Consider the following 12,117-nt stretch of genomic DNA (forward strand, 5'->3'; position numbering starts at 1 on the left):
AGATGATAAACTTCAATCATTCAGAAATTTGCTTGTTATTTTTAGTTGTTAAAGCAAGCAATGAAACGATTTGAAACACCCTCTCAGCTGGTCAGAAAATTATCAAAACTGCTAAAAGTAGACAGTTTACATGAAAGTTACTCTGTTACCAGTAAAAAGATAAGTTTAGCTCTCGGATCCTACTTGTGATTGTATTTAGATACTTGATTGGTGAAGTTTTAAAAGCACAGTTTGCGGTATTAATTGTGCTATTAACTATTTTTATTAGCCAACAATTTGTCCGTGTTTTAGCCGATGCCTCGGATGGCGAATTCCCTGCATCTTTAGTGTTAACTTTACTTGGCCTTAATCTGCCTCAGTTAACCATTCTAGTCTTGCCTCTCAGTTTCTTTTTAGGCATTTTGCTCGCCCATGGGCGAATGTATGCCGAAAATGAAATGGTCATTTTGCATGGTGTCGGTGTGAGCGAGTGGTACGTTACTCGAGTAACCTTGTTATTGGGCGCGTTTAACCTTGTGTTTACCATGATGCTAGCCTTGTACGTCAGCCCATGGGCAGAAGAGCGCCAAAATCAGGTATTAGAGCAGGCTAAATCAGAAGCCGGTTTAGCGGCTTTAGTACAAGGGCGATTCCAAACCAGCCCCAATGGGCGTGCAGTGTTATTTGTTGAGAGAATTGGCAAAGATAATAAGCTAGAGAACGTATTTGTTGCTCAATTGCCAGATAAACAAAGTGGTGAACATATTACCAATGTGGTGGTGGCTGAGCAGGGTAAAGTGATTGAAGATGCATTTGGCAGTCAGCAATTAGCACTCGATAGCGGAATACGTTATCAGGGCAGTCCGCAGGTGCCAGACTATCAAATCATTGAATTTGGTGGTTACCAGATGGAGATCAAAGAGCAGGCGGTGGATGAGCGAAGTCGCAAGCTGTCTGCTATGCCGATTGGTCAATTATTCAAAACGGATACTGCTGAAGCCGTGGCAGAGTTTCATTGGCGAATTGCCATTCCGCTTGCCATCCCGATTATGACACTCATTGCAGTGCCTTTGGCGCGAGTGAATGTTCGCCAAGGTAAATTTGCTAAAATCTTCCCAGCTATTTTGTTATATCTCGGCTATTTTGGACTGATGGTTGCTGGCAGACGCGCCCTTGAAGATGAAGTGATTCCATTGTATCTAGGTATGTGGTGGATCCATGCCAGTGCCTTGGTGTTAGGTATCTTCTTATTGAGTAAAGAGCGGCCTGTGGCATTAAAACTGTTTAACAGCATCAAACGTAAGCAGGTGAAAACAGCATGATCATTGATCTTTATATTGCGCGGATCATTCTAAGCACCTCTGCTTTGTGTTTACTTATTTTGACTGGTTTATCAGGCATTATTAAGTGGGTTGACCAGTTACGTGTCGTTGGTCGCGGCAGTTATACCATGCTTGATGCCGGTATTTATGTGCTGTTTTTGATACCGCGAGATATTGAAATGTTCTTCCCGATGGCTGTGTTGTTGGGGGCCTTGATAGGCATGGGTATGTTGGCATCTAATTCAGAACTGGTGGTGATGCAATCATCAGGTTTATCTCGCTTACAAATTACCTTGTCGGCCATGAAAACGGCTATCCCATTAATGATAATGGTGATGGTATTGGGTGAATGGGGAGCGCCAGCTGCTGAGCGTACAGCAAAAGAGATGCAAGCGGTGAAAACCTCAGGCGGCAGTTTGATTGCTTCCCATCGAGGAGTTTGGGCGCGAGATGGAGACATGTTCGTCAACATAGGTGAAGTCTTGGATGTGACTCATTTAGGCAATATTACCTTTTATGAGTTCAATGATGAGCAAAAGCTTACGCGCATGACCTATGCTCAACAAGCCACATTTGAACAGGGGGTGTGGCAATTGCAACAAGTAGAAACCACACTCGTGACTTCAGATCGCATTACCCCGATGACTTCAGAGACTGAAATTTGGGAGTCGACGTTAACTCCAGATAAGTTAAGTGTGGTGTCGGTGAAGCCTGAAGCATTGTCTATTCAAGGCTTAGTCGGGTATTTGGAATATTTAGAGGCCAACAATCAAGACAGTTCTCGTTATGAGTTAGCTTTGTGGCGTAAGATGATGCAGCCGGTTACGGTTGCTGTGATGATGTTGGTGGCGCTTTCATTTGTATTTGGCCCATTGCGTACCGTCACTATGGGAGCAAGGGTGTTGCTGGGTGTGGTGGCCGGATTTAGTTTTTACATTAGTAACGAAATCTTTGGTCCTATGAGTATGGTTTATCAACTGCCAGCGGCCATTGGTGCGATAGCGCCAAGCTTATTATTTGCCAGCTTAGCCTTGTATTATATTCGTAAGTAGGCTCGCAATAGCATTGACTTGTTATCAGCAATTCAAATAAAAAGAGCAGCCAAGGCTGCTCTTTTTATTTATGGGCAATATGCTTGGATTCAATTCGCTGCGCCATACCGTCTCATTACTTGTCTTGTTATTTAAGCACCGTACCAGTTACGCATTTGGTTGGCCTCTTTAGACAATACGACCACTTCAGATTGGGTCATTTTATCCTGCAGAGCTAGTTTATCGCTATTGAGTAATATCATTAAATTGCCTAAGCCTAGCGCAGACCACACCACACGGGCGCAAGCGGTAATGAAGCCGATATTTTGCCCGTTGGGATGTTGTACCTTTAGGCGCCATGCTCTCATACCTAAAGTCTGGCCGCCTTTACTCCAAAATAAGGCGTAAAAACCACCCACACAAATTGCTAGCCAAAGCTGGTAAAAGCCTTGATAAAGCGGCGTGTTGTTTAATGAATCTGAGATATGTTCATGGCCATTGAGCGACACAAGTCCAATACTATATAAGCCAAAGAAAAAGCCAAAGCCTAACGCACCGGCCACTATAAATACCGCAACGGCTAAAAGGGCATCGTAGATCATTGCGCCTAAGCGTCGAAAAAAGCCGGCTCTAGGAAAGTTTGCATGTTCTGGTGTAATCATGGAGAAACCTAATCTATTTTTATTATGTTATTCGTCTTCTTCGCGGACAAACTTTATGCTGGAAAAGCCATATCGGGCAAATTCACTGCGGCGGAATGCTTTCTCTGCTTTTGCGCCTTTTTTAGAGGTCACAGCAACCTGTGCTTCCATCGCTAAAAATTGGGTTAGATCGATACCTTCAGCTTCAGCGACCGCTTCATATAAATCACGGTGCTTATCGTAACTGAAAGGAATCGTTTTGGTTTTGCCTTTAAATGTATAAATTACTTGGCGCGCCATAAGAGGTCCTTTGAGCGGTAATTGACCCAATGAAAATCTATGAGCCTTTAAATAGGGCTAATTGTCACATGTTACTGGGTTAAGGCCAATGTCAAATTGCACCTTAAGCGGTATTTTTCCTCGCTTTACACTAAACGTAACACTTAGTTCAGAGGTTTTAACATGTACTGTGTATGTTCCGGATAGCTAGATAAGCTGCTAATAAGTGTTGCTGATGGATGTTCAATTTGGCTAAACCCCAGCTTTTGCCAAAAGTGAACAGCACTGGGTAAAGCGACCAAAGCTTGGTGGGTTAATGGGGATTTTTCTGGCTGTTCAAAAGCTGTTGATGACAAAAGTTGAGTTAATGCCCCATATAGTTGTTGAGCGATCCCTTGGCCACGAAAAGACTGAGCAATAGCCATATCATGAATATACAAGCAATCAAAAAATGGAGCTGTGGGTAGTGGTTGATCCCATTTAGGTATGTGATGTAACTGCCATGAATGAGCAAGCACATATCCAGCGATACAGTTTTCAACGTCAATTACTAAGCAGCTATTTGGGCTGAATCGCCATTTATCTTGCATTACAGTTAATGACTCTAGCGTATCATCAGCATAGCACTGTGCTTGAATAGCCATAATTGCTGGCCAGTCGTGAGAGGTTATATTTCTTATCATTATCAGTACCAGATAAATTTACTGAGCAATGACTTCAGCTTTGTTGAAGTGAGCGCTACCCGTGTATTTTTCAATTAATGCTTCGATGGTACCATCTTGCGATAACTGCGAAATGGCCAGGTTAACCTGTGGCAACAATGCATGATGTTCTTTACGGATCCGCAATACCAGTTTGCCGTCCGAATGGATACCGGCTAGTGCTATGTTTATGCCTAACTCATTTGCCCAATATAATGCAGGCAAGTCACCTGAAATAGCCAGATTAACCCGTTTTTTATCAATGGCTTTAACGAGCTCTCTTTCAGAGGTGAAGTCGACACGGTTGAAGGTATCGTCATCGTGATACAAATAGCCTCGTACAGTACCGATATCTTGTCCTTTTATCTTAGCTAAATCCTGCCAGTAAGCCGCATTTTCAGTACGGCAAATAATGTATTCTTTGATAGGGAGTATGGCAATGGATTTGACAAACTTTGCGCCAATGTCGTGGTTTTCAAACCAATCAGGACTGACGACATCAAAGTCAAGTAAGCCAGTTTCTAAAGCTTGATTAGTGCGCTTGGGTGGGTAATTGTGTTTTTCTATTGGCACTTGGGCTTTGGCCATTATCATGGGGACGAGTTCACCTAATATCCCCGGTTGCTCTGATTGGTTCGGAATATAATAGGGTACCCAGCCGCTTGAGGCGTTAACATTGTAACGCAATGGCTGTGCAGCTTGAGCAGCTTGAGCAGCTTGAGCAGTAAAGCTAGTACAAATAACAGCAAGTAAAAACACAAATTTATACAAAGGCATTATCCCATATTAAGAATAGGCTTGTTCACAAAGTTGTTACAGTTAACCATATCAGAGTCTTATGGCAAAACAATAGTCTTGGTCACAAAATGTGAGTGTTAAATGTCCTGCATAATTTTAATCATCAAGCAATAACAAACACAGGTTGGCATGCTGATTATGCGGACTCACTTGATACGTTTTATGATGTTTGATTAAGGAGGTTTTCTTATTGCCTTGGCTGAATATCAAACCCAGTGATAAACCTAAGCTTGCTAAAGTTGTTTCGCTGCCGCGCACATACAGGTTGATAGGCTTAACCAGCTCACCTTTTTCGATGCCTTGTGTTAATTCCTGAGCACAGGCAATAATGCTGGATGAACCATCACTGTTAAGCTTTAATTTAGCATCAATTTCTGTGTCATTGATGACTGTCCAATCTTGTTGTTCTAATTGTGCAAATAACGACTGTAACTGGTCACCAAGTAGTTCGCTCTGTTGCGCTATCGAGTAGTATTTGACGATTTGCTGCATGCGTTTGGGTAGCTGCGCCCCCGCGCCTTGGCTACGTGCCATCCTGATCCACGACTCAATATCCTGCGCAACAAGTTTAGAAAAGCGCTTTTTCTTTAATGCTTCAACTAACCAACTACACAGATAATGGCTTTGCTGAGCGGGTGTGCGAGGGGATTTGAATTGCTCACTCCATTGCTCAAGCTCAGAGATGGCTGTTTGTGCTAATGCTAAAATAGCTTGGTTGTAGTTTTGGGGCGTCATAGTCGGTTTCACTTAAGCTTGAATGCACATTCGCGCTAGATTAAATACTTTTGTGCTGAGGTTAATCAACAAGTGGTTGTGAGGCAGGATTATACACTTTTGTGATGGTACTCGCGTCACATTTTATGGTGCATCTCATTTTATATACTGTACTTTATGAGGCTGCTTCTTATGGCGCTTCTATGGGAATAATAATGGTAAATAGAGTGCCGTGGTCTTCATCAGCTTGTGAACTGTGAATGCTCACATCGCCTCCAAGTACACTGTTGACAATATTATAGGCGATATTCATTCCTAGCCCAGAGCTACCTTTGCCCAGTTTGGTGGTAAAAAATGGATCGAAAATCTTATTGAGATTATCTTTGGCGATGCCGTTACCATTATCACGAAAATCAATATGCACAGTATGGGCATTTTTCTGCGATACGGTTAAGGCTATCAGCCCTTGATCGCGTCCATCAAAGCCATGGATGATGGCGTTATTGAATAAGTTAGTGATCACTTGCCCAAGCGGGCCTGGATAACTATTGAGAGTGATGCTCTGGTCGCAATCAAGCTTAACTGAGTATTGGGTGTTTTTAATTTGGTGCTGCAAGGTATGGAATACTTCGCTCAATACTTCATGTAAATTGAATTGGCGCTTAACTTCACTGGATTGATCAATGGCTACTTGCTTGAAACTATGAATCAGTTCAGCCGCTTGATTAAGGGCTCGTTGCATAATAGCTAACCCTTCAAGGCTTTCAGTTTCAAACTCTACTAAGTCCTCCAAAGTAGCATCGCCATTTTTGGCCTGCTCAAGGAAACGTCGCATATTGTTGTCAAAGGTAGAGCTCATTGTGACGGCAATACCAATGGGGGTATTGATTTCATGAGACACACCCGCAACCAGTGCACCCAGTGAAGCCATTTTTTCGTTGGTGACCAGTTTATCCTTAGCCAGCTCAAGATCTGATAAAGCGGCTTGCAGCTTATCTCTTTCTTGCTCTAAGTGATGTTTGTGTAGTTTTTGCTGCTCTTGCAGAATATCTAATTGCTGTAAATCTTGCTGAAGCTGAGCCACGTTATTGAATACATCACCGAGTTCATCGTTATTGTGCTGTAAGTCGATATCACGCTTACCTTGTCTAAGCTGCTCAACGGCGTCTGCTAATGTGGCAATGGGATGGTAAATGGTTTTACGGGCAAAATATTTCATCGAAATTAAAATAACGATGGCAATCACGCTCAAAGTAATTAATAAAAAACTACTGAGTTTATTAATAAAACTCAACTGAGCTAATTGCTCTGATACCTGCTTTTGTGCGCTTAGAGTCAGCTTTAGCAGTAATGCTTCAATTTGAGCCAGCTCATTTTGTTTCATATCGGTAAAGGTGTACATGGCTTGGGTGTACTTGCCTGGATCATACAATTCAAATAATCGGTGACCATCTTTGATAAGGGTGTTGAAGTGATGTTCAATGACTTGTAAATCTTTAATTTCATCAGGATCTTGCTCTAATGGTTTGAGCAACTCAAACCATTGTTTAAAGTTTTCAGCATTACGTTCAAAATCTTGTTTAGAGCTAATATCGTTTAGTAAGTAGCGAGACAAGGCGTTGTACATATCGCCAGCCTCGTCGACGAGCTGCAAGTAATACTGAATGGCCGGTATATCATCGTTACGTAACTCATTTTCATCGGAGGAAAGGTTTGCGCCGCGGATCTCATCTTGAGCTCTGCTGTCAATAATGGCCTCTAAAGGGATACCGACTCGGGTGATTAAGGTATCGGCAATATTTTTGGCTGCTTGCTCATAACTGGGGTTATAACGGTCAAATATTTGCTCTATGTAACGGGTGTTTATTGACTGTGTTAGTTGAGTAATTTGTTCATATAAGGCTACTTGTTGATCAGAGCTTAGTAGTTGTTGATTGATAATATGTTGCTGGGATTGCTTCAGTTTATCGAGGTTGTCACGATATTTTGCTTTTTGACTGTAATCCCCCAAGAGGTACTCAGCGACATTACTTTGCATGGATTTATGGGCCACACTCATGGTTTCTGCAGCAGCTTCAAGGGGAAAGTCAAGGGTAAGGGTTTTATCGGAAACACTTTGAATTTGGTAGCTGGTAAAAGCAAATAGCGTTGCAATGAGAAGCACTAACGCTGCAATAGAGTTAAAAACCGCATTGAGGCGGGCGAGTATTGAGGTCCTTTTCATAATATTCGCTAAACATGGATGAGTTTATAAAGTGTAGCAAATGAGCTTGAAAATAAAGAAAAAAATTGAATAAATTTGTTGCTGAATAAAAAACGCTGCAAAGCAAATGCCTGCAGCGTTTGGTGGCTAATCAGATTTTAAAAAACCATTAAGTTGATATTACTTACTCACCACAAGTTTTGCCGCCGTCATGATCAACTCAGATGCAGGACGCACCTTGTAGTTCGGGTTGGCATATTGGAAATGAATCAACCCAGTATTATCGGCAATATAGATAGCAGGAACTGGTAATACAAGGCGTTGCTCACCGTTGTCCATCGGGTACAGCTTATTACCAACATTGAGTTTAGACTGGTACATGTCGGTGACTTTTTTGCTGGTAAAAAAGGCCAAACCGAATGCTTTCGCAGCCGCTAGGTTTTCATCTGAAAGTAGCAGGTAGCTTAATTCATTTTCAGTCATCGACTCGCGTAAACTCGCTGGGCTATCAGGCGAAATACCGACTAACTGGAATCCCATTTCAATCAGTTTAGGTTCAATGGCTTTTAGTTGACCCATTTGGATATTACAAAATGGACACCAACCACCACGATAAAAGAAAAATACTGTAGGTTTGCTTTGAGTAAGTTCGGCAAGATTGACTTTGTTGCCTTTGATATCGCTCAGGGTCACATCTGGGATATTGTGGCCATTGAGCAGGGGAGAAATATTGTTCTCATCAACGGCAATAGGTTTAGCATAAGCATTTAAAGTCAGCAGTGCAGTGGCCACTGTAAGTAGTACTTTCTTGAGCATGAGGGTTCCTTGTTATCATACTTTTTATTGGTTCGTACATGAGACCTGTTAACGCTATAAAAAATTTCAAAAAAAGGCGCATTAAGCGCCTTTTTTATTTTCGAGTCATTATTTCAGTTTTTTGTACTTAACGTCAGATGATTTTTTGCCTACTTTAACGTGGCGGTTACTGAGGTTTTTCTCAGCAATCATTTGCTCTCCTGCGTTATCTGAACGCTGTTTTTTCTTAGCAAAGCTGCGTCGTTTTTGAATCTGTTTTAACAGTAATTCACGGCTACTGACTTCATATCCAGGCACAGAAATACGATGAATTTTTTGACCAATTAACTTTTGAATGTCTTGTAACGTACGCTCTTCTTCACGACTCACAAATGAAATTGCAAACCCCGTTTTACCCGCGCGGCCAGTACGACCAATACGATGAACGTAATCTTCTGCTAAGAAAGGCAAATCATAGTTGACTACATATTCTAAATCCTGAATATCTAGGCCTCGTGCTGCTACTTCTGTTGCGACCATAACGCGTGCTTTACCCTCAGTAAACTCTCTGAGTGCGCGGCGACGACTACCTTGGGCTTTTTCTCCATGCACCACAACTGAGTTAATGCCATCTAAGTTGAGCTCTTTCACTAACTCATCAGCCGCTTCACGAGTGGCAGTAAATACTAATACTCTGTGCCAGTTTTTGGTGCCAATGAGCTCAGAAAGTAGTTCTCGCTTACGGCGCTGCTCCACAGGGTAAACGACTTGGCTTACTGTTTCTGCTGTTGAGTTTTGTGCATCGGCATTAATGGTTTTAGGCTTATTCAACATCTCATTGGCGAGGCTTTTTACTGCGCTTGAGAAGGTGGCCGAGAATAATAAGTTTTGGCGGTCTTTATTTACTGCTTGCAAGATTTTTTGAATATCAGCACTAAAGCCCATGTCTAACATACGGTCAGCTTCATCGAGTACTAAGAACTCGACGAGAGACAAGCTCAAATTACAGGCTGTCATGTGCTCAAGTAATCGGCCTGGTGTGGCCACAATGACATGTGCGCCTTGTTTTAGTTTTTGAGCTTGGGTATCAAGCTTAACTCCGCCGTAGATAGTTAATACAGTCAGATTAAGGTTTTTTCCATATTCGCTGATATTGTCAGCCACTTGTGCTGCTAGTTCACGGGTTGGCGTTAAGATCAGTGCGCGGCAGTTTGAGTGTTGAAGTGTTTTTGGCGTCTCAACAATTTTTTGCAAAATGGGTAGGGCGAAAGCTGCGGTTTTACCTGTACCTGTTTGTGCGCTAGCAAGCACATCTTGCCCACGACGAATTGCAGGAATAGCCTGTTTTTGTACTGGGGTCATTTGCTGGTAACCACAGTCAGCAATCGCACTAAGTATTTCTGGAGCGAAGCTATAAGATTCAAATTTCATGGCGTTATTCCTGTGTTGTCTTCAACTGATTAATATAGATGAAGGGATTCGTCTGTAAACGGTTAAGCCAGTTAACCTTGCTGCAAAATGACTTGTTATACTACTTGCCGTGTTAAGTTCATTACTTAGCACAACACAGTGAGTCATGACTTAAGACAACAATGTGCTAACTAAACGTCAGCTAACTAAATGGTAGCTAAGCAAATACAGCCAAATCATTGCTATCACACCACTGCTGTCAAATAACCTCAGTCAAACCCGTCCCGTAAACAATAAGATTTTGCGGCCGCGGAGTATAGCAAACTTTTAGGCTTAGCTTATATCTAATTGATGATTTTTTGAGTAAAACATGCAAAACAAAAGGGAGAAGTTAACCTTCTCCCTTTATCTTGTGTTGTAGCATCATCACTTTTAAGTGACTAAATCGCTTGAGTCACCTTGTTAAGCCACGCTAAATCATCACCACTGAGTAATGGCGATAAGCTGCTGCATACTTTTTCATGGTATTGGTTTAGCCAGTTTACTTCCGATTCGGTCAGTAAGTTTTTATCGATTAAGCGTGTATCCATTGGGATAAGCGTAAGCGCGTCAAATTCAAAGGTTTCACGCTCAGCACCGGCAAGAGCCTGACATGGACGCACTGCCACTAAGTTTTCAATACGGATACCAAAACCATCTTCACGGTAGTAACCCGGTTCGTTAGACAGCACCATACCTGGCAGCAACGCTACGTTATTGGCATTTTTAGCAATACGTTGTGGCCCTTCATGAACACTAAGGAAGTGTCCAACACCATGACCTGTACCATGATCATAATCAAAACCATGTTGCCACAAGTATTGACGGGCAAAGGCGTCGAGTTGTTGGCCCGTTGTGCCTCTTGGGAACCTGGCTTGATCTAACGCAATGTGCCCTTTTAACACCAAGGTGACCATTTTACGTTGCTCATCAGTGACATTGCCGATTGCGATAGTACGAGTAACATCTGTGGTGCCATCCAAATATTGAGCGCCAGAGTCAACCAAGTAAATGCTATCAGGTGTCATCATGCTAGGGCCGGCATTATTGTGATTGTAGTGACACATTGCGGCATTAGCACCGGTAGCTGAAATGGTGTCAAAGCTAGGCTCTTGATAAAGTGGGTCGGTTAATCGAAAGCTTTCAAGCTTATCGGCCAATTGTGCTTCATCATGCATTACGCCTTGCTCAACTTGCGCATCTAACCATGCTAAAAAACGGCTCACTGCAGCGCCGTCACGAATGTGGCTGGCATACATGCCTTCAAGTTCAGCGCTATTTTTTTGAGCCTTTGGTAACGCGACAGGATCAAGGCTTGCAATTAAGTTTGCGCCAGCTTGTTTTGCCGTTAATTGGCAAAATGCGTTAGCAGAATTAGGATCCGCCAGCAGGTTAATGCCACTTAATTTAGTCAGTTCTGCAGCGAGCTCTGTTTCAGGCTTCACCTTGACGCCATCACCTACATGCTCTGCAAAACCTTGTGGTAGTTTTGCCGTGTCGGTAAAGAGTGTCATTGTCCCATCAACACTGAGCAGTGCATTACCAAGAATAACAGGCAATCTAGGTACGTCATTACCGCGAATGTTGAGCAACCAACAGAAAGAGTCTAATGCAGCAATCAGTGCCATATCAGCACCTTGTGATTTGATGATATCGCCTATGAGTTGTCGCTTCTCAATACTGTTCTTTCCCGCGCCTTGGTGATCAAATAAACGGAAAGGGCTTGTTGGAAGTGCTGGGCGAGATTGCCAATGTACATCGATAGGGTTTTGATTGACATTGACTAATGAGATGCCTGCTTTTTGCAATTGGCTTTGTGCCTGCTGATACCAAGCGTAGGTGTGTAAACGAGAGTCAACACCCACCTTACTGCCTTTAGGGAGTGTATCCATTAACCACTGTATTTGCGGATCGTCAGTTAAGCTTAGATATTGAAAAAGCTCACCATTGACCTGTTGACGCACTTGCACTGTATAGCGACCGTCAGTGAAGATAGCAGCGGTTTGCTTCATGACAATAGCCATGCCCGCAGAGCCCGTAAACCCAGTCGCCCACTGTAGCCTCTCATTACGTTCGGGGACATATTCTCCCAAATACTCATCGGCACGTGGAATAATAAAAGCATCGATGTTTTCTACGGTTAATTGTTGACGAATGGCATCAAGACGTTGGCCGATTTCACAAGGCTGAGACATGAGATATGGA

Annotated in this window: 11 protein-coding genes; 2 read left to right on the forward strand and 9 right to left on the reverse strand. The window is 42.7% G+C overall.

Annotated features, from left to right (window positions below; all coding sequences use genetic code 11):
• The first annotated feature begins 185 nt into the window (after positions 1–185).
• On the forward strand, positions 186–1,301 hold the full coding sequence (lptF, locus tag ACHUGF_RS04660) for an LPS export ABC transporter permease LptF (protein WP_394129621.1): 1,116 nt from the start codon (positions 186–188) through the stop codon (positions 1,299–1,301).
• Positions 1,298–2,353 carry an LPS export ABC transporter permease LptG gene (gene lptG / locus ACHUGF_RS04665; protein WP_394129622.1) on the forward strand — a complete coding sequence of 352 codons (1,056 nt, stop codon included), beginning with the start codon at positions 1,298–1,300 and terminating at the stop codon, positions 2,351–2,353. The genes lptF and lptG overlap by 4 nt, the downstream gene beginning before the upstream one ends.
• A gap of 131 nt (positions 2,354–2,484) precedes the next feature.
• On the opposite strand, the gene ACHUGF_RS04670 is transcribed toward lptG, so the two are convergent.
• From ACHUGF_RS04670 to ACHUGF_RS04710, 9 genes are all read right to left on the reverse strand, one after another.
• Positions 2,485–2,994: an RDD family protein gene (locus ACHUGF_RS04670; protein ID WP_394129623.1), complete on the reverse strand. Its 510-nt coding sequence runs from the start codon at positions 2,992–2,994 to the stop codon at positions 2,485–2,487.
• A 27-nt stretch (positions 2,995–3,021) separates the two neighbouring features.
• Entirely contained in the window at positions 3,022–3,273 is a 252-nt protein-coding gene (locus tag ACHUGF_RS04675; protein WP_394129624.1) for a DUF2960 domain-containing protein, read from the reverse strand.
• 143 nt (positions 3,274–3,416) lie between these two features.
• The gene (locus tag ACHUGF_RS04680; RefSeq protein WP_394129625.1) at positions 3,417–3,935 is read right to left on the reverse strand and encodes a GNAT family N-acetyltransferase; all 519 of its coding nucleotides are present in this window, start codon (positions 3,933–3,935) and stop codon (positions 3,417–3,419) included.
• Positions 3,936–3,953: 18 nt separating this feature from the next.
• Positions 3,954–4,724: a substrate-binding periplasmic protein gene (locus ACHUGF_RS04685; RefSeq protein ID WP_394129626.1), complete on the reverse strand. Its 771-nt coding sequence runs from the start codon at positions 4,722–4,724 to the stop codon at positions 3,954–3,956.
• A gap of 123 nt (positions 4,725–4,847) precedes the next feature.
• Entirely contained in the window at positions 4,848–5,486 is a 639-nt protein-coding gene (locus ACHUGF_RS04690; RefSeq protein ID WP_394129627.1) for a DUF2913 family protein, read from the reverse strand.
• Positions 5,487–5,655: 169 nt separating this feature from the next.
• Positions 5,656–7,689, reverse strand: coding sequence for a sensor histidine kinase (locus ACHUGF_RS04695; RefSeq protein ID WP_394129628.1), 2,034 nt, complete (start codon positions 7,687–7,689; stop codon positions 5,656–5,658).
• Positions 7,690–7,848: 159 nt separating this feature from the next.
• Positions 7,849–8,484 (reverse strand): peroxiredoxin-like family protein, encoded by a 636-nt coding sequence (locus ACHUGF_RS04700; RefSeq protein ID WP_394129629.1) that lies wholly within the window; start codon positions 8,482–8,484, stop codon positions 7,849–7,851.
• Between the two features lie 108 nt (positions 8,485–8,592).
• Complete coding sequence (locus ACHUGF_RS04705; protein WP_394129630.1) at positions 8,593–9,894, reverse strand: DEAD/DEAH box helicase; 1,302 nt, start codon at positions 9,892–9,894, stop codon at positions 8,593–8,595.
• Positions 9,895–10,313: 419 nt separating this feature from the next.
• Entirely contained in the window at positions 10,314–12,107 is a 1,794-nt protein-coding gene (locus ACHUGF_RS04710; RefSeq protein WP_394129631.1) for an aminopeptidase P family protein, read from the reverse strand.
• Between the last annotated feature and the right edge of the window lie 10 nt (positions 12,108–12,117).

The organism is Shewanella maritima (assembly GCF_043643735.1).
GTDB lineage: Bacteria > Pseudomonadota > Gammaproteobacteria > Enterobacterales > Shewanellaceae > Shewanella > Shewanella maritima_A.

What these genes read in the sequence shown, in the direction of transcription:
- lptG (WP_394129622.1), top strand. Translation starts at nt 1,298, where the DNA reads ATGATCATTGATCTTTATATTGCGCGGATCATTCTAAGCACCTCTGCT.
- ACHUGF_RS04670 (WP_394129623.1), bottom strand. Translation starts at nt 2,994, where the DNA reads ATGATTACACCAGAACATGCAAACTTTCCTAGAGCCGGCTTTTTTCGA.
- ACHUGF_RS04675 (WP_394129624.1), bottom strand. Translation starts at nt 3,273, where the DNA reads ATGGCGCGCCAAGTAATTTATACATTTAAAGGCAAAACCAAAACGATT.
- ACHUGF_RS04680 (WP_394129625.1), bottom strand. Translation starts at nt 3,935, where the DNA reads ATGATAAGAAATATAACCTCTCACGACTGGCCAGCAATTATGGCTATT.
- ACHUGF_RS04690 (WP_394129627.1), bottom strand. Translation starts at nt 5,486, where the DNA reads ATGACGCCCCAAAACTACAACCAAGCTATTTTAGCATTAGCACAAACA.
- ACHUGF_RS04695 (WP_394129628.1), bottom strand. Translation starts at nt 7,689, where the DNA reads ATGAAAAGGACCTCAATACTCGCCCGCCTCAATGCGGTTTTTAACTCT.
- ACHUGF_RS04700 (WP_394129629.1), bottom strand. Translation starts at nt 8,484, where the DNA reads ATGCTCAAGAAAGTACTACTTACAGTGGCCACTGCACTGCTGACTTTA.
- ACHUGF_RS04705 (WP_394129630.1), bottom strand. Translation starts at nt 9,894, where the DNA reads ATGAAATTTGAATCTTATAGCTTCGCTCCAGAAATACTTAGTGCGATT.
- ACHUGF_RS04710 (WP_394129631.1), bottom strand. Translation starts at nt 12,107, where the DNA reads ATGTCTCAGCCTTGTGAAATCGGCCAACGTCTTGATGCCATTCGTCAA.